Below are 20,300 nucleotides of genomic sequence, written 5' to 3'. Positions count from 1 at the left end.
CGAAACTGCCTAATTATGACATAGCTATTTTAATTTGCTACGAATATTAATGTGTTTAACCACTATAGGCATATAAATTTTTTTTAAAAGCTTTTTTTCTATGTGATATCGACATTTCTAATCGTAAAAAGGGGCATTATTCACCATGCAGTGATGCACGACTTACAAATCCTTTACAAATTACTGGTTATCCATCGGCAGTTTTGTTTGCATTTTTTGTTTAAACTGACTGACGGCTTCAACTCGATGTAAATTTAAGGCTTGTTTTATTTCTGCGCCTTGGAAACCAGTGGCAATGATGGTGGCAATATCGACATTATTGGCGACAGTGAAGCACTGAGTTAAATACTCTCCCTGAGGATATGGGATGTTTTCAAATCCTGTGCGGCCACGCATATCTGCGGTGCAAGCTAATATAAGTTGCGTTAAGCGCTCTGGTTTACGCCAAAAGTCAGCTTTATCGAATATTTTAACGATAGTTTCGGCTCTGAGCTCGAATGCCTGATGGACGTTCTGATGTTGGTCGCTGACGAGCAACGCCAGATCGCGTGCCTCATTCGGTACTCGTAAACGTGTACAGAGTGCTTTTATGAGTGGCAAGCCTTTTTGGCCGTGGCCGTGATGCTTTGGTAAATGCTCTTTTGGGCTCAGTGCTTTGCCCAAATCATGTACTAGGGCGGCAAACCGAACGCTTTTATCTCCAGTGAGCTGTGCGGCTTGAGCGAGCACCATTAAGGTATGCACGCCAGTATCTATTTCAGGATGCCATTTTTCAGGTTGAGGTATGCCAAATAAGGCGTGAATTTCAGGGAACAGGACTTCGAGTGCGCCACATTGGTGCAGTACCTCAAAAAAGACTTCTGGGTGAGGTCCGCCTAAACTTTTATCAACTTCTTGCCAAACTCGCTCCGCCGTTAAAGCGCTAAGCTCATCGCTTGTGCTAATTTGACGCATCAGTGCCAGGGTTTCTGCGGCAATTTGAAATCCTAAGGCATGAAACCTTGCGGCAAAGCGGGCGACGCGTAACACTCGCAGTGGATCTTCAACGAAAGCATCCGACACATGGCGTAACAGGCGCGCGTTAATATCCTCAATGCCATTAAAAGGATCATATAAGTTGCCCTTTTCATCTTGGGCGATCGCATTAATGGTTAGATCTCGGCGCAACAAATCTTGCTCTAAAGTCACATCAGGGCTGGCGTGGCAGCTAAAACCACCATAACCCAGACCAATTTTTCGTTCGGTTCGGGCTAAAGCATATTCTTGTTGATTTTTGGGGTGTAGAAATACGGGGAAATCTTTACCCACTTGGCGGTAACCCTGTTGCAGCATTTGTTCTGGTGTTGCTCCAACGACGAGGTAATCTTTATCTTTAATGGGAAGATTGAGCAGGCTGTCACGTACAGCACCGCCGACGAGATATATTTTCACAGGCAAGATTCGGCTAATGTGTCATGAACATAGCTTATCACGCTCATTAAGATGATGGATAAAGTCGTCGTGAGATATTTGCGCACTTATCTGTCACATTGATGTTGCAGATATTTTGACAATAACATTGGGACGCTTTAACGTGGGGCGTTATTTTTAAATTAGGATGATTGGTGGTATGTACAAGGCCTTTTACGGACTCAGCGATAACCCTTTTTCAATTGCACCCAATCCCCATTATTTATTTCTGAGTGATAGGCACAGAGAGGCGTTAGCCCATTTAACCTATGGGTTAGGGGAAACGGGCGGCTTTGTGTTGTTAACTGGGGAAGTCGGCACGGGTAAAACAACAGTATCTCGCTGTTTACTTGGGCAATTGCCCGACAATACCGATACTGCTTTTATCCTTAATCCGTCGTTAACTGAGCTTGAATTACTCGCAACGCTTTGTGATGAGCTTAAGATTTCCTACGGCGATAATCCTACACTCAAGCAATTGACTGATCACTTGAGCCGTTTTTTATTGGCGAATCACAGCAAAGGTCGTAATACCGTGCTCATTATCGATGAAGCACAGCATTTACGTCCTGAGGTGCTGGAGCAATTGCGTCTTCTGACTAATTTGGAGACGGACACTAAGAAGTTATTGCAGGTGATTTTAATCGGTCAGCCGGAATTACAGCTGTTATTGAAGCGCCAAGAATTGCGTCAGTTAGCCCAGCGGATCACGGCTCGTTATCATTTATTGCCGCTCAATGAAGATGAAATCGCCCTCTATGTGCTGCATCGTTTGCAAGTGGCAGGGCGGTTTGAGCCTTTATTCACCCGTAAAGCCGTTAACGTTTTGCAGAAATACAGTGGCGGCATCCCTCGATTAATTAACCTTTTATGTGAACGTTCACTGATGGCAGGCTATGCACAATCGCGGGTACCCATAGATCATCATATGGTGCGGCAAGCTGCGGCTGAAGTATTAGGTGAAGAAGAACCGACTCAAAATAGGTATTTGTGGCCGACAGCAACCGCTGTGGCGTTATGTGTTGCGTTTGGTGTGTCTTATTGGTTATTTACTGATAAGTCAGTCAATACGGCGCCAGCGTCCAATTTGGTTTCTGAGTCTGTGCCAACAAATGTGGCGTCATTAAATGCTCAAACCTTGGGCAGGGAAGACGTCGCTGATAAGTCAGTAAAACCGACTAATCAACCAAGCGGTCAGACTTCCATTCCCGATCCAAATCAACGTCTGTTAAACGAGGCGATTAATCAGAGTCGCAATATCGATACTGCTTTTGCAGGTTTGTTTAGCGTGTGGGGCAAAGTGCCCTATAAAGGCTTGACGGCTTGCCAATCGGCGGTTGAGCAAGGATTAGCTTGCTATCAACAGCAGGGTAACTGGATGTCACTGACTCGGCTTAATTATCCGGCTGTCGTGTATTTGGTTGATGACAAGCAACAAGATTTTTATGGTGCAGTGCTTGCGGTAGAGGGGGAACAATTACTGATGCAACTGGGTGAGCAGCAACTTTGGGTTGATAGAGCTTGGTTTAATCAACATTTCAGTGGCACCTTCGAAATATTATGGCAAGCACCTAATTTGCCTATGATGGATATCAGTCAAAAATCGAGTCCTGGTCAATTACAGTGGTTAGAGAATGCGTTAGCCCATGTGAATGGTCGTAGCCCCCGTCGGGTTAATCAATTTGATGTGCAATTGGAAAATGATCTTAAAACCTTCCAAAGTCAGCATGGATTAAAAGCCGATGGTATTGCAGGGAATCAAACATTAGTGAGATTAAATTTGTATTTAAGTCAGCAAGGCCCACGGTTAACTGATGATGGGGCGCGCAGCTGATGTCCATTTTACTCGATGCCGTAACCCGCAATAAACAACAGCAACAATCACCGTTACCTGATGCTGTGATGACGCCAAGGGCGAATTATCCACAGCCACGTAAATCGGGTGTGCCGATAGGAAAACTGTCTATATTAGTCGTTGCAGTTGCCGCAGGAATTGGTGTGGCTTGGGGATTAAGCGTTTGGGATAAAACTCGACCTCCCCAAAGTGATACTGTGGCAGTGGCTAACGTACTGCCATCAATTTCATCATTGCCCGCTTCGACTGCGATTAAAAATGAGCTTCAGTCTACGGTAGGAGCTGCCTCTGAGCTCCAAGTTGAGCCCAGTGCTGCTTCAGGTGTTCGGCTTGCTGGGAAAGTGGCGCTTCCTCGGACGCAGACTTTACCCGAGCTAACGGTATCGCCGCAATTTCAGGCTGAGACTGTAGTATCAAATGCGCCTCAAATGAATGCTAGCGCGAATATAACGACCAATTCTGTTGGCATGCCGGCTCAAAGTGATAGCAATTCGGGTTTTAGTGATTCAAGCTACGCAGATTATATGTCGACGTCAGCCCAAGTCGATGCGGCAAGTCAGGAAGCGGTTGTGCCAGCAGCAGAGACGCAAGCACAGCAGCCTATGATGTTAGGTGCTAATGCCAATGAGTCGGGTCTAGCGAGTCTTGAAGCCCTGCGTCAGCAAGTTAGTGCCGCGGCGGAAGATGTCGGTTTAGAGACCAATAAAAGTCGCGATGAAGATAAGTTAGTGGCTTCCTTTCAAAATGCATTAAAGGATGTGGAATATGTTAATGCTGCAGAGACGAATGTCACTGAAGCTAAATTAGATCCTATCCCCAAAACTGCTGTGGATGAAATTCCGAAATACGGCCAATTACCTGCAGGTCTGCAATTACAAGTGCCTGAATTTAATATCGTTGCTCATGTTTATTCCAGCGACCCTGCCCAGAGATGGCTGAATGTAGACGGTGCAGAGTTACAAGAAGGGGATATGATTGCTGGTAAGCTGAAAATCATCTCTATTCGTCCAAGGGACATAGTGTTAGATATTCAAGGAACCCAGTTTAAGGTGCCCGCAATCTAATCAGGTATTACGATAAGTCCTGCTAGCGGTTATTTGTGGTAACAATGAATAAGTAGTTGATAAAAAAGGCGCACTAGGCGCCTTTTTTGATCTTAGTGAATCTCAACTTAATCAAACAGTCTGTTGGCTAAGAATAGGGTCAGTGCGTAACCGACGCTGTAGCAGAGGAAAAGTGCGGGAACATATTTCAAGTAACTCACAAAAGTCAGTTCTTTCACTTTACTCATGGCAACAATACCTGATGCTGAACCGATAATCAGCAGTGAACCACCGACTCCGACGCTGTAAGTCAAGCCAAGCCATTCAGGAGTACTCAGTACTGGATTGGCTTTTAACAATGCCGCCGTTAGCGGTACGTTATCAATTAAGGCTGAGCCCATACCCGTGACGAAGTTAGAGATGTTTGGATTAAACTGAGTATAAGCTTCAGTCAACATGTCTAAGGTGCCAATTTCTTTAAGCATTCCAACGAGCAGTAAAATACCTAAGAAGAACAACAGAGTGTCGTATTCAACTTGGCGAATATACTCTAGGATCTTGATTTCTTCTTTATCACTGCGCGTGGTATGGCCAATCAGGAACATAATTGATAGACCCGTTAAGAAGGTTAACACTGGCGGGATACCAAACAATATGTTGAGTAGCATGGTCATTAAAATGGTGCAGAAGAAGACGAGGGCAATCAATACATCAACGGTTTGATAAGTATGTTTGATTGGCGTCGTGCTCACAACACCTTCGGCTTTGAGTGAGAACAGGGTTGCCAGTAAAATCACGCTCACGGCCGATGGAATAAATAACATCAGCAGTTCAGACATATGCACATGTCCAGCTAAGAAGATCATCAGTGTCGTCACATCGCCAGTGATCAGGGCCACACCGCCTGAGTTCACCGCGAAGATAATCAACACTGCCATTCTACGGCGCATTTGCTTATCGAGTTTAAAGGTGGTTAATAAACCTAAAGACACTAAAGTCGCGGTGACGTTATCACAAAATGCCGAGAGCACGAGTGCAAACAGGGCGACTTGGATCATTAACATACGCACTGATACTTTCTGCGGAAACAGCTTTTGCACCATGATTTGGATCATACCCTTAGCATTCAAATATGCTACGAAAGTCATGGTCGACATCAGAAAGAGCCAAAGTGTGGCAATCTCGAGCAAATTTTCATTGAGCTGATGGGCAACGATTTTCTCATTAGCCGGTTCCCCTGCAGCCATAAACAGCGCTACCCAAGAGATACAACCAAAGAATAAGGTGGTTTTTGCTTTATTAAGGTGGGTCACTTCTTCGAAAATAATACTGAGCAATGCGAGCACGGCTAGTAAGATGAGAAAGGTATTTAACATAACTGCAATTCCAACTGCTGTTTTGATGTCGTAGGGCGACTTGAGTCAACCTAAAGATTGGGCATATCAAGGCTAAATTAAGCTAGCCGTGTTAGCGCGTGCGGATCAGAACATAATGGGCTAGAGAACGCAACTGTTAGCTGTAACTCAATTTAATGCTTCTTTGTGATGTCTATCTCATGCTTTTTGGTTGCTAATTAGTTTTATATATTGGTTATTGTGATTATTGTAGCGTTATTAACTGTATTGTTTGATTTGATTACCGCGTTAAAAGTGAGATCTACGATTAAAGTCTAAGCAGTTAGTTTGCATATTCTTCAATTAATTTTTATTCAGGTCGATATTCCTGAATTGTCGTGCCTATGTAGGCAGGCATTTTTAATGCTTGCCTTTTGAATGAGTGCCATTCGGAAGTAGAGTGCTCTTAGCACTCAGTCCTGCAGAATTCTGCGTCTTGAGCTTGTTTGGGTATCAATACTGGATATTGTGTTTTTGAAGTAGAGGAAAATGAGATTTGTTATCCGGAGTATTTTGCTTTTAGGCTCACTCGTTTGGTTAATATATTGTGGCAAGCAACTTATTGCGCTGGGCGTGATGGGTTGGCCTTAGCACGTTATTGAGCATATCCACTTGACCTTACAATTCATGTTGGCTGGGATAATATTTAAATCGGCTTTAGGTTCTAAAAAGTCTGATTGTTATTAAAGCGACACAAAGCTAACTAAATCGAATAAAAGCAAAGGGACGCATTGGCGTCCCTTTGTTATGTTTAAACGGCTTAAATACTAAAGCTTAGGCTTAGCTTGCCGCTTTCATGCTAGCCAATACGCGATCTGCCGCTTCTAAGGTTAAGCGCATCTCTTCTTCGCCATGAGCCATTGACAGGAAGCCAGCTTCATAGGCACTTGGCGCCAAGTAAACACCTTCATCTAGCATGCCGTGGTAGAAAATACGGAACTGTTCGATGTTGCATTGGGTCACTTGGTCGAAACGAGTGATCTCCGGTTGTTCTGTGAAGAAGAAACCGAACATGCCACCAACATAGTTGATCGCCATTGGAATACCGTGCTTATCCGCAGCCGCTTTAAAGCCTTCTGCAATACGTTTGGTTTTCGCGCTCAGTGCTTCGTACAGACCTTCTTCACACAGGGCTTCCATTTGTGCCAGACCCGCTGACATTGCAATGGGGTTACCCGATAACGTACCCGCTTGGTAAACCGGACCCGTAGGGGCGATAAATTGCATCACATCTTTACGGCCACCGAAAGCCCCCACTGGCATACCGCCACCAATCACTTTACCGAGTGTGGTTAAGTCTGGTGTGACGCCGTAGTAACCTTGAGCACCACTTAGTGATACGCGAAAACCTGTCATTACTTCATCGATGATCAACAGCGCGCCAAACTCATCACACATATCACGCAGGCCTTGCAGGAAACCTGGGACAGGTGGAATACAGTTCATGTTGCCAGCAACGGGCTCTATGATGATGCAAGAAATCTCAGTTGGATACTGTTCGAACAGAGTTCTAACTGAATCTAAATCGTTATACACAGCGGTTAAGGTGTGCTTGGCAAAATCTTCAGGAATACCGGGTGAGCTAGGTTGGCCTAACGTTAACGCGCCAGAACCAGCTTTAACTAACAGGCAATCTGCGTGGCCGTGGTAGCAGCCTTCAAATTTTAAGATCTTGTCACGATTGGTAAAACCGCGTGCCAAACGGATAGCACTCATAGTAGCTTCTGTGCCTGAACTCACCATGCGTACTTGCTCGATAGAAGGCACCATAGAGATGACTTTTTCGGCCATTTGCACTTCAAGCTCAGTTGGCGCACCAAAAGATAAGCCATTTTCCACCGCTGCTAATACCGCAGCACGGATTTTAGGATGGTTGTGGCCGAGGATCATCGGGCCCCAAGAACCGACATAGTCGATATAAGCTTTACCATCGGCATCGTAAATATAAGCGCCGTTAGCTTTTTCAATAAACAGGGGCGAACCGCCTACACCATTAAATGCACGAACCGGAGAGTTAACGCCGCCGGGGATGGTTTTTTTAGCCTGTTCAAATAGCGCTTCGGAACGGGTCATGTTTAGTCCTTAAAGTCTGTAGCCAATTAGCGATCGGCTTTACGTGAATACCAATTAACCGGACACTCATATTTTTCGAGTTGATTATCAACGCCGAGTGTCAATGCAAACAAAGCCATGCGAATTAACAGCCCATTATCCGCCTGTCTGAAGATGGCGAGATTGGGATGGCTGTTCAAATCATTATCTAACTCATTGGCTTGCGCGCGTGAATCCCTTGGAAGCGGATGCATAATGACAGTGTTAGATTTGCAATGCTGAGTGTAAATACTGCGATTTAAGCGGAACTTGCCGCGATACTTATTTGCTTCTTCCTGTGAAGGGAAGCGTTCTTCTTGAATGCGAGTGAGATACAAAATATCTGCTTTATCTAAATGGCCTTCAAGTTGGTCGGTTATTTTGATGCTATGGCCAGCATTTTCAATGTCGGAGATCACATAATCAGGCATCGCTAATTCTGCGGGTGAAATCAGCGTGAAACTGATGTTCTTATACATGCAGAGTAAGCGCGACAGTGAATGCACAGTACGGCCAAATTTTAAGTCGCCGACCATAGCGATGTGCATGCCATCGATACCGCGGCCAGCACACTTGAGTTCTTTTTGGATAGTGTATAAGTCGAGCAAAGCTTGGGTCGGATGCTCGTTCGAACCATCGCCGCCGTTGATCACTGGGACGCGGCTGCCTTCAGCAAACTCTTTGACCGAGTATGAGTCTGGATGGCGCATGGCAATGACATCAGAATAGGTGGATAACACCCGCGCGGTATCGTACAGGGATTCACCTTTAGATAAAGACGATGAAGCCATACCTGTGGTTTCACGTACATGGCCGCCGAGCAAGTTAAAGGCACAGCCAAAACTCACGCGGGTACGGGTACTGGGTTCGAAAAACAGGTTACCTAAAATGGCGCCATCGAGCACATTATTGCGCTTCTCTCGAAGTGCATAGGGCATCATTCGGCTAGCGACATTAAAAATAGTTTGGATTGAGTCAAGATCTAACTGGTTTACGGAGAGGATATGGGATCCTTCGAACTGATTCATCAGCCTGTTTTCCAATTTGCTAGGGGGCATTTTAAGCTGCATTATCGCGCTTATCTGCCCTGATGTTATGTAGGGTGGCTGAGGCGCGATTGTAGCAGAAGCACTGGGGCAACGAAATAGCCACATTGCCACTGTGTTAGATTTTTGCGATGAAGCCCAAAGCTTTTAATCTGCCGTCTCAGGTTTTGAATCAAAATTAGGTGTTGAATAGCGGCTAGATTTTTAAGCGATATTAGGCTTGGCCTGAACGAATCTCCTGTTGTAGGTTCGACCAACTGATCACTCCAACCACATTGTCTGGTGTATCTTGATAGATAAACACCTCACCGCAGCGTTTGGGTGACAATAGTGAATAGACTTCATTGAGGGTGGTGCTGTCGCTTAGCCCTTGCATGGGATGGCGTGATAGCGTGGTACTGTCATCATAGGATTGCATTTCAAGACTAAGCATTTCGATAATGCCATCGGCATTGCGGACTAGCACAGGGCGACCTTCGGCGCGTTTTAGCACTTCGAGTAACAATTCATCGTTGTTATTGACGATAACAAAGCGTTTATCCATTAAGGCTCGCACGCCTTTTTTCTGCAGTGCTAAATTCACGGGGGCGACCTTATAACCTAGTCCCATAATTTCTAATTGCTTAAAGAAAATGGAGTCAGTCTTAAAACCCTGATAAGCGATTAAAAAAGCCGGAATTGTTACAAACATTGCCGGTAAAATAATGCTGGCGTCATTAGTCATTTCTAACAGGGCGACTAAGGCGGCCAGCGGCGCGCTTAAACACACGCCCATCATGGCTGTCATGCCGATCACAGTGTAAAGCCCTACATAAGGGGCGATGGACGGGAATAAGATAGCGCTGATCAGCGCCAAAATCGCCCCGAGCAGCGCGCCGATACCATAAAGTGGACCAATCAAACCACCGGGAATACCTAAGCCAATCGCCGCAATAGTGGCGATGGTTTTGGCAAATAACAGGGCGATTAACAGCAATAGGCTTGGATGTTGGCTAATGGCTTCGCCAATAGCGAGATCGCCTGTGCCAAGGGCTTGTGGCAATACTAGACCTATTAAGGTGGTGACGCTGCCCGCCAGTAATAGTCGGTAAATGAGTGGCCAGTTTTGACCCGTCGCGGTGACTTTTAAGAGTGAGTAATTAAATAGTGCCGCGGCGCAGCCTAATACCACGCCGCCAATGGCGAGAATAGGGTAATGGTCTAAGGGAATGTGGATCACTTGAATACGGTCAAATTCGTGCACATTACCAAACACCAGTTGGCTTGAAACTGCGCCACAAATTGCTGATAGCATAATCGGGAAAAAGTAATGGATTTTATATTCACGAACTATCACTTCGAGTACAAAAATCACCGCCGCTAAGGGCGCGTTAAAAGTGGCGGCAATCCCTGCTGCAATGCCACTGGCACACATGATGCGTACGCTATTATCGGGAAGATTGAATTTTTCAGCGAGAAAACTGGCGCTGACAGCACCCAGATGAATGGCAGGACCTTCACGGCCGACTGAGAAATTTGTGCCTAGGGCAAAGAGTGCTTGAAAAAATTGCCCAGCGGCGGATTGTAGGGGGATTTTACCATAATGCAGTTTAACTCTATGTAACACATAGGCTATTCCCATACGTTTGTAGCGTTTGGAGCCCAACTTCGCCACTATCCAAATTAATATTGCGCCTAAAAGGGGTAACAGGGCTCGCCAGTCGGCGACGTTCCCCGTAAAATCCAGCGCCTGTATTTGGGTGTAATGATTAGCCCAAACGAGCAAGAGTCGAAACAGTAAGATCACACAGGATGCAAAAATAGCAAATAACAGTGCCAGTATGCACAGCTGTGCACTGATGCGGGCTTGAGATAAATGGTCACGTAGCTCATTGGTTAAATACTTTTTGGCTGTGACGATGGCATGTTGGATAGCGACTTTATTTATCGTTAATTGCACTACATTGACCTGAGTTGTATTGTATCGAACTCGTTCTTGAGTTGATTGTATTTTATATAAGGGGCTGTTACCTAATGCCAAATTATCATCGTTGGCTAGATCGGCTGCAAGTGATGGATCTTAAGTATCGTCCATCTTCAGTATATTTATCGCTTTTAGTGTTAGTTTCTATTCTTTTTGGGGCTTGGATAAGTTTTCTGCTATTAAGCAGCGATGAGCCTGTTGTTAAGCATATCAGCAGCAAGACTCAACGCTTGACCGCTGAGTTAGAGGCACAGACCCAACTACTTGCAACCCGAAATTTAGAGCTGTCCGTCGAGCGAGAGGCTAATACCCAAATGCAAGAAATGTTTGGCCAGCAAATGAAAAAGCAAAAAGAATTGGAACATGAGCTGGCGTTTTACCGCAGCATTATGACACCGGATGATAATGCTGAAGGTGTCGCTATTCACGGACTTGAAATGACGCCGGGCGCTTTGGCCGATGAATATCATCTCAAGTTGGTGTTGACTCAGTTGCAAAAGCGTAAGCAAGCTATTCAAGGTCGAACTGAATTGACGCTCATTGGTGTGCAAGATGGCAAATCTGTTAGCTTGAGTGTGAACAAACTCACGGGTTCTAAGTTGGAATTTGATTTTCGTTATTTTCAAGTCATAGATACCAAGGTTACTGTTCCTGCTGGCTTTAATTTACAACAAGTGAAAGTCAAAGTGCTGGTGCCTTCGAGCCGCTGGACTAAGAATTCGCAGACCGAACATGTCTATAGTGCCCCTGAGTTATTACAGGGTGAAAAAGAACCACGGGTAATACTTGAACAAAACAGTCAGGTAAAGGATAATTTGCCCCAGAAAACTGATGTAAGAGGTAGTAATGACTGATCAAGCTGATACAGCAATGCCAATCCAATTTACCGATGCGGCAGCCGCTAAGGTGAAAGGTTTGCTGGAAGAAGAGCAAAATCCTGCACTTAAGCTACGAGTCTATGTGACTGGTGGTGGTTGTTCTGGATTTCAGTACGGCTTTACCTTTGATGAAAAGGTCAATGACGGCGATTTTACGATAGAAAAACAAGGCGTTCTTTTGGTTGTCGATCCTATGAGCCTACAATATTTGGTCGGTGGTGAAGTGGATTACACTTCAGGACTGGAAGGTTCTCGCTTCTTCGTGAAAAACCCTAACGCAACCACAACTTGTGGCTGTGGTGCCAGTTTCTCTGTGTAAAAAGTTTTTCTGTTTAATGATGACTAACTTTGCATCTTTATTAGGCGTGGAGTGAGATCAAAAAAGCCGTCGCAATGACGGCTTTTTGTTGGGCTAAATTTATTTTCTACAAGAGCTTAGCTCATGATGTTCAGGTTAAGCTTAGGCTTAAACCATGCCTTTACCTTTTTATCAAAGGCTATCCAAACTTGCAGTAATGACAAGACGATCAAAGCGATAAAAATCACATAGTCAGGCAGTTTTCCCTGCCATTCACCTAGGTACACTGTCGTTGGACCTACCACTAAGTTGCCCGGATCGTACATGATCACTGGCAGCATGCTAATCAATCCAAGCTGCACGACTGTGTAGCCGCGCAGCATGATAAGCCCTGCTTTTTGCCGACCGATAATGGCAATCACCATCAGGAGGGTTAGCAGACAAAATAACACCCCTTGTTTAGCGATTAAGCCACTCACTGACGCAACAACATACACTAGCAATAGGGCAATGAGTCGTTTCGGAAAGTGCTGACTCAGGGCTGTACTTGCCTCTGGTGTCGGTATCGCCGATTTTTGCTCGCTCATAGGCATTCTCGTTTAGCGATAGCGATTAGTGGCTTTGCTTAGGCGCTAATCTTTGATCTAACTCATAAGGTGGGATTACCACACCTAAATCATCTAATACTGGGAATACGGCGACAAAGAGGTCGTCATCTTCCATGCCTGGCACCCATCTTTCGTGAAATTCGTCGAGTGGAATCGCTAACGTTTGGCAATCACTCCATTCATCCACAGCCCAAGAATCAGCGGCTTCTTCGGTTGGCCACATTGGGATGCAATCTTCTTCTTCAGTGGTTAACATCACGCAACCGTCTTGGTCTTGTAATGTCCAAAGTATTTTGTGTTCTTTAACTTGTTCAACGAGGTAATCGTAACGGGCTTCTGGCGTCATTGCTGCTGTCTCAGCGAGGTTTTTAACAGTCTTGCTCATGAAAAATATCTCTTTTGCTTGGATAGGGCGAAGCCTGTTGTGTCTCTAATGTAAAAACCTAGGGCACAGCAAAATTCGCCAGTTGGCTAAATGGTAACATTAGAGCGGAATTAGAAAAAGAACAACAGCGCCAAGAGAGCGCTGTTGTATTAGATCTTCGGCTTTTATTCTTCCGCACGGAAGTAGCGATAGATAAAGCCTGCCAAAATGGCGCCGACAATCGGTGCTACCCAGAACAACCAGAGTTGTGATACCGCCCAGTCACTGACAAACAGTGCAGGGCCTGTGCTACGCGCTGGGTTCACCGAAGTATTGGACACAGGAATACTAATAAGGTGAATTAAGGTTAAACCTAACCCTATGGCAATTGGGGCAAATCCCTTAGGCGCTCGCTCATCGGTGGCACCTAAAATAATAATCAAGAAGAACAGTGTCATAACGATTTCACAAATCATCACCGACAGCATGCTATAGCCACCCGGTGAGTGCTCACCAAAACCGTTAGAGGCAAATCCGCCCGCGAGTGAAAATCCCTCTTGTCCTGAAGCGATGAGATACAAGATGCCAGCGCCCACAATTCCACCCGCGACTTGGGCTATGATATAGGGCAATAATTCTGCTGCCGGAAAACGTCCCCCAGCCCAAAGGCCGAATGACACTGCAGGGTTGAGATGACAACCTGAAATATGGCCAATCGCAAAGGCCATGGTTAATACGGTTAATCCAAAAGCTAAAGCGACGCCGAGTAAGCCTATGCCTACTTCTGGAAATGCGGCTGCAAGTACAGCACTACCACAGCCTCCAAGGACTAACCATAAGGTGCCGAGAAATTCTGCCGCCATTTTTTGTGACATGTTCATTGTTTGATTTCCTATTCTTTTAAAGACGCTTGTTTGTTAATCAGTGCGTCTTTATTCCTAATTTACCTGCCTATTAACGGATCTTGTCTGAGTGAGCAAAATCGCGCTGTAGACATGAGTTCCCTTAAAACCAGTTTCTTATTGGACGCCTATGAGGCTATTCCTAAGTGTTTGAGCAATATCCTGTATCCGTTTTTACTATAGTGAGACTTGATTAAGCTTCAGTGACGAAACTTTTTTACTCATGCTTCTGTCACTAAATGCTTCAGTAATTAAGAATAGATGGCTTTAAAATAGCTGCTGATTTTCTTGATAAATTTAGGTAGGAAGAGGGGGAAAAGATTAGTTTGTCTTTTAAAGACAACAAGAGCTTCATGTAGAAGCTCTTGTTTAGGTTATCGCTTGAGTATTTTGCGAAGGCCAATTACCTAGCGCTAAATCGTCCGCCGAGTACGGCTTCGCGGGAGGCGCCTGTTACTGCAGGGAGATTAGCGGGTAAACCTAAGTGATTGCGCATGGCGAGCCAGGCAAAGGCGATGCCTTCTGCCCACTTAGGATCGACGCCAAGGGCCGAGGTAGTATCCAGCTTATAACCTGGTAATAAGGCTGCAAGACGCTGCATCAGTTGCCCATTAAATGCACCGCCGCCACAGACGAATAATTCTCCTTCATTGGATAGTTTTATAATGTCTTGGGCTATGCTGTGGCAGGTTAAATCCAATAAAGTTGATTGAATATCTTCTTCATCTAAATGATTAAAGGGCGATAATTGCTGCTCTAACCAAGCTTGGTTAAACAGTTCGCGACCAGTGCTTTTAGGGTAAGCAAGGGAAAAATACGGATGCGAAAGCAACTGAGTTAATAAGCTTTGATCAGTTTTTCCGGATGCAGCCCATTCGCCATTTTTATCGAAGGGCTCACTTTTAACCTGTTGCATCCAGGCATCAATTAAGGTATTGCCAGGCCCTGTATCAAAGCCTAAAACTTCTTCGCTATTGCCCGGCAGATAGGTGATATTGGCAATACCACCAATATTGAGGATGACACGTTTTTTACCGACTTGGGCAAAGGTTTGCTGGTGGAATGCGGGTACTAAGGGCGCGCCTTGGCCACCAAGGGCAATATCTTTGCGACGAAAATCGGCAATGACATTTATGCCTGTTTCGGTCGCAATAGTATTAGGATCGCCTATTTGTAAGGTAAAACCCACTTCGAGGTTTGGCATATGGCGAACAGTTTGACCATGGCTACCAATGGCGATGACATCTTCTTTCGCAATAGCACATTTAGCCATCAGATTATTGACTGCTAAGGCAAACAGCTGACCCACATTTCGATCTAAACGGCCGAGGCGGTTAATTTCATCTGAGCTGGGTAAGCACAGGCGCTGTAGACCTTTGAGTAAATGGCTCGGAATAGCTTCGGTATGGCTGGCGATAAGTTGCGGCTGCGCGCCTGAAAAGTCGACCAATACCGCATCGACACCGTCCATGCTGGTGCCTGACATCAGTCCAATATAATAAGCGTTTTTCATTGGGAGGAATCCATCCGTCGTTATTGCATTGCCAATTGCGTTTGCTTGTTTTGCGAAAGTGTAGTCATCAATTGCTTGCTAAGTGCATCGAATTGATTTTTTTCTTTTCTCGCAATTGATTCGGATTTCGGTAGCGTAATCGTTCTCGGGTTGCGGTGTACGCCATTGACGATAAATTCGTAATGTAAATGAGCCCCTGTGACACGGCCTGTTTTACCTAAAGTACCAATAATTTGTCCTTGCTTAACGTTGGCGCCTTTGCTGACATTACGTTTTGTGAGGTGTAGATATTTGGTGGTATAGGTATCGTTATGTTTAATAAACACATAGTTACCGTTGAATTGATTATAACCAGACTCAATAACGCGTCCACTACCCGCAGCTTTAATGGGCGTGCCAATGGCTGCGACATAGTCTACACCCCGATGGGCTTTGACTTGGCCTGTCACTGGGTGCAAACGTCTTGGGTTAAAGTTGGAGCTGACATACTTAAAATCGACCGGTGAGCGCAGGAAGGCTTTACGCATACTAGTGCCATTTTCGGAATAGTAGTTACCGTCAGTATAGCGAATGGCAGTATAGCGTTCATCTTGGTTAACAAATTCTGCAGCTAAGATATTGCCATTACGCAAAAATTCACCATCGGCATATTCTTGCTCGTAAATAATGGCGAAGCTGTCGCCTTCGCGTAAGTCTAAGGCAAAGTCGATATCCCAGCCGAATACGGTCGATAATTGTAATATCTGGTTGGCAGACATGCCTGCATCGACGGCGGCATTCCAGAAATTGCTCTTAATTTTGGCACTGGTGAAATGGTTGCGGATTTCCACATCCTTTTCGGAGATTTTTTCGTTGTATTGCTCTTGGCTTTTAGTGATGACTAGGGTGGAAATAGCATCGACCCGATAACGCACTTCAGTCAAATTACCGTTTGCATCCTTTGAAATCACAATTTCTTCGCCCGGCATTATCTTAAGCAAGTTTTGCTTGGCTAAAGGCAACTGGGTGATTTCATAAACATCTTTGCTGGTTAAGCCAGCGCGATCAAATACCGCGGCTAAAGTATCACCATTTTTGACGTTAAAATGTTCGACATCTCTGTGAAGAGCGCTTTCGTGGGATCCTGCGGCTTGATTATTGGATCCACCTGCAGCGAGCGCATCGGGTGAGGATAACGGTTCAGCCGTTGTCGGAGCATTATCTGTTTGACCTTCTGGCAACTCAGGGCGTTCAGGCGAGCGAAAAGCTAAGGGCACATCATAACGGGTGTTGATTTGAGCTTGGTCATCAATGCTAGTGGTTTGTCTTGAAGCTTGCGCTTCTTCAGAAGGTAGAAGCATGGTTATCATTGTGATAACTGAAAGAATGCTAAGGAGAATTTGATGCTTTTTAGGCAACAATTTAAATAACGTTATAACCTTTCCCATTGACGCCGATACCAATAACCAGAGACTTAAATAATCCCGTTAGTGTACACACTTTCAATTGTGGTGGCTAACAAGTAACATAAGTCTCTTCATTTTATGATCATGGCCTTAGGAGTCCCTGCCGAGATGGCTGATTTAGACCAAGTATTAGCAGAAATTAGACGTGGTACCGATGAGATTTTACTCGAAGCGGATCTGCTGGAAAAACTCAAAGAAGGACGTCCACTCCGTATTAAGTTAGGCGCTGACCCTACCGCTCCGGATATCCATCTTGGACACACAGTAATCTTGAATAAATTAAGATTATTCCAAGAGTTAGGTCATGAAGTCATTTTTTTGATTGGTGACTTTACTGGTATGGTGGGGGACCCAAGTGGTAAAAATAGCACACGTCCGCCGCTCACCCGTGAACAAGTTTTAGCGAACGCAGAAACCTATAAAGAACAGGTTTACAAGATCCTCGATCCTGCTAAGACTCGTATCGAATTCAACTCAAGCTGGTTAGAGCCATTGGGCGCCGCTGGTATGATCCGTCTCGCGTCTAAGCAAACTGTGGCTCGTATGATGGAGCGCGATGACTTTAAGAAGCGTTATGCTTCGGGTCAGTCTATTGCGATTCATGAGTTTATGTATCCTTTACTTCAGGGCTATGACTCAGTTGCGCTACAGGCCGATGTTGAGCTGGGTGGTACAGATCAAAAGTTCAACCTGTTAATGGGCCGTGAACTGCAAAAAGCCGAAGGTCAAAAACCACAAGCTGTGATCATGATGCCGCTGCTCGAAGGTTTAGATGGCGTGAAGAAAATGTCTAAATCGGCGCATAACTATATTGGCGTGAGCGAACCTGCCAATGAAATGTTTGGCAAGCTGATGTCAATTTCAGACGACTTGATGTGGCGCTACTTTGAACTACTGTCATTCCGCCCACTGGCTGAAATTGAACAGTTTAAGCAAGATGTGGCGAATGGGTCTAACCCACGTGACACTAAAATCGCCTTAGCTAAGGAAATTATCACACGTTTCCATGATGCGGCGTCTGCCGAAAGTGCGCATCAAGCCTTTGTCGATCGTTCTAAGGGCATGATCCCCGATGATATCGAAGAAATTGAGTTAGCTGCGGGTGAAGGTATTGCGATTGCCAATCTGTTGAAAGACGCAGACTTAGTGTCATCGACTTCAGAAGCGATGCGGATGATCAAGCAAGGCGCGGTGAAGATGGACGGCGAAAAGCTAGAAGATAGCCGTATGACTTTGTTCGCGGGTACTGTTGCTGTATTCCAAGTCGGTAAACGTAAGTTTGCCAAAGTGACTTTGGTATAGTGACGTTGGTTTAGTTAGGTTTACGCTACAGTAAGTTTAAACGAACAAAAAGAGCGCCTTAGGGTGCTCTTTGTTTTTGAATCTTTTGATAATACAAGGTTAAGGCGCTGTGCTGGCCTCATGCTCGGCGATATTACATCTGTCGGTGCCAAAGTGTTGCCCACCACTGCATTTCCATGCCAATTGGGCCGAACTTACCTGCCAAAGTTTAGCGTTTTGTTTCAGTGAGATAATCAACAGCATCTGTGGATGCTGCTTGGAAAGCTCGCTCACTTGATAGGTTAAAATGCCGTCTTTATTGGTTTGAGTTCGCACTAAGGTAAATTTGTTGCCTGCATATTGGCTGCTGATTTTATTGGGATCTTCCGACCAAGGCTGATGTTGCGCCTGAGCGGTACGTAGTTGTTGATTAAAATGGCTTACTGGCTGAACTGCGTAGGAAACGATAATGGGCTGTAAGGCCTGTGCTTTGGGGGCCAGTATTAAGCCATTAAGGGCGAGTAGGGCAATCAATCCAAAAAACTTCATACAAACCTCATTGAAACGAAACGGCTCAGTCAATTTTTCAAGGGTGAAACACGCAGTGGTATTGACTCATTGTTAGTTTCGACTCGTTTTTAGGGAGCAAGTTTCAAAGACGGATAAATTTTGTGACTACTGCATCGCTAATTGGTCTGACATGGTCTGGTAATCGATTAGGTCGACATGTTCCGTTACTCTGCGATTGAGCATGTCGATTTTAAGGCTTGTCACACCTGGTATCGCAACATCGATGATTTTCCCCGGTTTGCCAAATTGTTCACCTGGACCCTTGAAATGATAGTTACCTATCATCACTACTAAAGAGCCTGCGTTATACATATGTTCTATGTTGAAGTTGTACTCGAGCACGCCCTCGTGGGCGCGCTCAAGGAAGTCGATGATGAAGCGGCCGCCGGTGTATTTGCGGTTGGCGGTTTTGTCGAAGAAGACGCTTTCGCGGTTATAGAATTTGCGCAGTGTCTTATAGTCGTGTTCAGTTAGCGCATTCATATATTTTACGGCTAACTGCTGTTCTTGTGGCATTTCACCTGAGTTGGCTTGCGCCGCTGCAGGATTGAGGGCTGGAACAAAAATGAGGCACAAAATAAAACACAATATTCGCAAACTATTCCCTCTTGGTCTTGAGATCAAAGGCCGGTAATGAAAGATGCCACTTGATGGCACTTAAGCGGATTAACAGGGCACTGGCCATCGCCAGAAACAGCGCCATTTTTTCGCCCATACCGTAGGCTAAGCTCACGGTATAGCCTATACCACCTATGATCGAAGCTGTGGCATAGACTTCTGTGCGTAAGACCATAGGAACTTGTCTACACAGTAAGTCTCGAATAATGCCTCCTCCCACGCCTGTGATCAAGCCCATTACGACGGCAATCATCCCACTCAAGCCCATATTGAGGGCCTTTTCAGCACCTATCACGGTAAACAGGGCCAATCCAAAGGCATCTGCGACGGGTAAAATATACTCGGGTACCTTACGAGGGCGACGGACTAATAGCAAACAGACGAGCACGGTCGCGAGGATCACTATGATGTAATTCGGGTCGCGGATCCAGAACACTGGCGTTGCACCAATTAAGGCATCACGAATACTGCCACCACCGACAGCGGTAACCGAGGCGAGCACTATTACGCCAAAGGGGTCCATTCTATGGCGTCCAGCGGCAAGTGCGCCGGATAATGCAAATACAGCGGTACCCCATAAATCAAAAAAGTAGATCCACTGGCTCATTTACTCATCTCTTTGATATGGATATTTAATGCGTCAACAGAGATGCGGATTTCAATCACAGATAAAATCAGTGAATAGAGCAAGAGCAGTAGGCTAGCGCCAAAAATCACTGAGCCGGTTTTATTAAAGCCGATATAGATAAAAATCATACACAGTACACATAGGGCAAAGCTTGACACGCCTGCTTCCTGCATTCGACGAATGATGGTAATACGCTGGCTCAGGTTCTTAATTTGATCTTTATGTACGGGTTTTTCACCATTGCTTAAATTTCGGATTAATGCGGCTAAGGCAAAAAAACGATTGGTATAAGCTAATAGTAACAATGAGATAGCAGGAAATAACAACGCAGGTGTTGTTAATGAAACATGCATG

General features: G+C 45.2%; 19 protein-coding genes. 5 read left to right on the top strand and 14 right to left on the bottom strand.

The genetic code is table 11. From position 1 onward, the window contains the following. Positions 1–180 precede the first annotated feature (180 nt). Positions 181–1,431 (bottom strand): multifunctional CCA addition/repair protein, encoded by a 1,251-nt coding sequence (locus L5L94_RS01625; RefSeq protein ID WP_263160851.1) that lies wholly within the window; start codon positions 1,429–1,431, stop codon positions 181–183. Positions 1,432–1,609: 178 nt separating this feature from the next. Here L5L94_RS01625 and L5L94_RS01620 point away from each other — a divergent pair, with 178 nt between their 5' ends. Next, positions 1,610–3,283, top strand: a complete 1,674-nt coding sequence (locus tag L5L94_RS01620) for an ExeA family protein (RefSeq protein WP_263160849.1) — start codon at positions 1,610–1,612, stop codon at positions 3,281–3,283. Continuing rightward, positions 3,283–4,368 (top strand): general secretion pathway protein GspB, encoded by a 1,086-nt coding sequence (locus tag L5L94_RS01615; protein WP_263160847.1) that lies wholly within the window; start codon positions 3,283–3,285, stop codon positions 4,366–4,368. Before L5L94_RS01620 ends, L5L94_RS01615 begins: the two co-directional genes overlap by 1 nt. Positions 4,369–4,475: 107 nt before the next feature. Here L5L94_RS01615 and nhaD read toward each other — a convergent pair whose 3' ends face one another. The 4 genes from nhaD to L5L94_RS01595 form a co-directional block, all read right to left on the bottom strand. Next, positions 4,476–5,723: a sodium:proton antiporter NhaD gene (gene nhaD, locus L5L94_RS01610; protein ID WP_028760859.1), complete on the bottom strand. Its 1,248-nt coding sequence runs from the start codon at positions 5,721–5,723 to the stop codon at positions 4,476–4,478. A 798-nt stretch (positions 5,724–6,521) separates the two neighbouring features. Continuing rightward, on the bottom strand, positions 6,522–7,814 hold the full coding sequence (gene hemL, locus L5L94_RS01605) for a glutamate-1-semialdehyde 2,1-aminomutase (protein ID WP_105249882.1): 1,293 nt from the start codon (positions 7,812–7,814) through the stop codon (positions 6,522–6,524). A gap of 26 nt (positions 7,815–7,840) precedes the next feature. Then, entirely contained in the window at positions 7,841–8,860 is a 1,020-nt protein-coding gene (locus L5L94_RS01600; protein ID WP_113940696.1) for an aspartate carbamoyltransferase, read from the bottom strand. A 232-nt stretch (positions 8,861–9,092) separates the two neighbouring features. Next, the gene (locus tag L5L94_RS01595) at positions 9,093–10,817 is read right to left on the bottom strand and encodes a chloride channel protein (protein ID WP_212599969.1); all 1,725 of its coding nucleotides are present in this window, start codon (positions 10,815–10,817) and stop codon (positions 9,093–9,095) included. A 74-nt stretch (positions 10,818–10,891) separates the two neighbouring features. On the opposite strand from L5L94_RS01595, the gene L5L94_RS01590 reads away from it, so the two are divergent. Both L5L94_RS01590 and erpA read left to right on the top strand, forming a co-directional pair. After that, positions 10,892–11,695, top strand: a complete 804-nt coding sequence (locus L5L94_RS01590; RefSeq protein WP_105249880.1) for a DUF6776 family protein — start codon at positions 10,892–10,894, stop codon at positions 11,693–11,695. Further along, positions 11,688–12,038, top strand: a complete 351-nt coding sequence (gene erpA / locus L5L94_RS01585) for an iron-sulfur cluster insertion protein ErpA (protein ID WP_006080742.1) — start codon at positions 11,688–11,690, stop codon at positions 12,036–12,038. Before L5L94_RS01590 ends, erpA begins: the two co-directional genes overlap by 8 nt. 116 nt (positions 12,039–12,154) lie before the next feature. Here the strand turns inward: erpA and L5L94_RS01580 are convergent, their stop codons facing one another. From L5L94_RS01580 to L5L94_RS01560, 5 genes are all read right to left on the bottom strand, one after another. Continuing rightward, entirely contained in the window at positions 12,155–12,604 is a 450-nt protein-coding gene (locus tag L5L94_RS01580; RefSeq protein ID WP_168823456.1) for a hypothetical protein, read from the bottom strand. A 25-nt stretch (positions 12,605–12,629) separates the two neighbouring features. Next, positions 12,630–13,010 carry a DUF2750 domain-containing protein gene (locus tag L5L94_RS01575; protein WP_028760853.1) on the bottom strand — a complete coding sequence of 127 codons (381 nt, stop codon included), beginning with the start codon at positions 13,008–13,010 and terminating at the stop codon, positions 12,630–12,632. A 164-nt stretch (positions 13,011–13,174) separates the two neighbouring features. After that, positions 13,175–13,870 (bottom strand): aquaporin Z, encoded by a 696-nt coding sequence (aqpZ, locus tag L5L94_RS01570; protein ID WP_263160844.1) that lies wholly within the window; start codon positions 13,868–13,870, stop codon positions 13,175–13,177. A gap of 424 nt (positions 13,871–14,294) precedes the next feature. Then, positions 14,295–15,404 (bottom strand): anhydro-N-acetylmuramic acid kinase, encoded by a 1,110-nt coding sequence (locus tag L5L94_RS01565; RefSeq protein WP_263160843.1) that lies wholly within the window; start codon positions 15,402–15,404, stop codon positions 14,295–14,297. A 20-nt stretch (positions 15,405–15,424) separates the two neighbouring features. Beyond that, positions 15,425–16,831 carry a peptidoglycan DD-metalloendopeptidase family protein gene (locus tag L5L94_RS01560; RefSeq protein ID WP_263160841.1) on the bottom strand — a complete coding sequence of 469 codons (1,407 nt, stop codon included), beginning with the start codon at positions 16,829–16,831 and terminating at the stop codon, positions 15,425–15,427. Positions 16,832–16,957: 126 nt separating this feature from the next. Here L5L94_RS01560 and tyrS point away from each other — a divergent pair, with 126 nt between their 5' ends. After that, positions 16,958–18,151 (top strand): tyrosine--tRNA ligase, encoded by a 1,194-nt coding sequence (gene tyrS, locus L5L94_RS01555; protein WP_028760849.1) that lies wholly within the window; start codon positions 16,958–16,960, stop codon positions 18,149–18,151. Between the two features lie 99 nt (positions 18,152–18,250). Here the strand turns inward: tyrS and L5L94_RS01550 are convergent, their stop codons facing one another. From L5L94_RS01550 to L5L94_RS01535, 4 genes are all read right to left on the bottom strand, one after another. Then, positions 18,251–18,679: a hypothetical protein gene (locus tag L5L94_RS01550; RefSeq protein ID WP_113940677.1), complete on the bottom strand. Its 429-nt coding sequence runs from the start codon at positions 18,677–18,679 to the stop codon at positions 18,251–18,253. A 126-nt stretch (positions 18,680–18,805) separates the two neighbouring features. Continuing rightward, the gene (locus L5L94_RS01545; RefSeq protein WP_028760847.1) at positions 18,806–19,297 is read right to left on the bottom strand and encodes a nuclear transport factor 2 family protein; all 492 of its coding nucleotides are present in this window, start codon (positions 19,295–19,297) and stop codon (positions 18,806–18,808) included. A gap of 1 nt (position 19,298) precedes the next feature. Beyond that, a complete protein-coding gene (locus L5L94_RS01540) occupies positions 19,299–19,925 on the bottom strand; it encodes a trimeric intracellular cation channel family protein (RefSeq protein WP_105249873.1) in 627 nt (208 codons plus the stop codon). Continuing rightward, positions 19,922–20,299, bottom strand: coding sequence for a DUF2721 domain-containing protein (locus L5L94_RS01535; protein WP_012088590.1), 378 nt, complete (start codon positions 20,297–20,299; stop codon positions 19,922–19,924). Before L5L94_RS01535 ends, L5L94_RS01540 begins: the two co-directional genes overlap by 4 nt. Position 20,300: the final 1 nt, after the last annotated feature.

Origin of the sequence: Shewanella sp. SM21, assembly GCF_025654335.1 — a bacterium.
GTDB classification, from domain to species: Bacteria; Pseudomonadota; Gammaproteobacteria; order Enterobacterales; family Shewanellaceae; genus Shewanella; species Shewanella oncorhynchi.
This window is presented reverse-complemented; position numbering and strand designations above follow the sequence as displayed.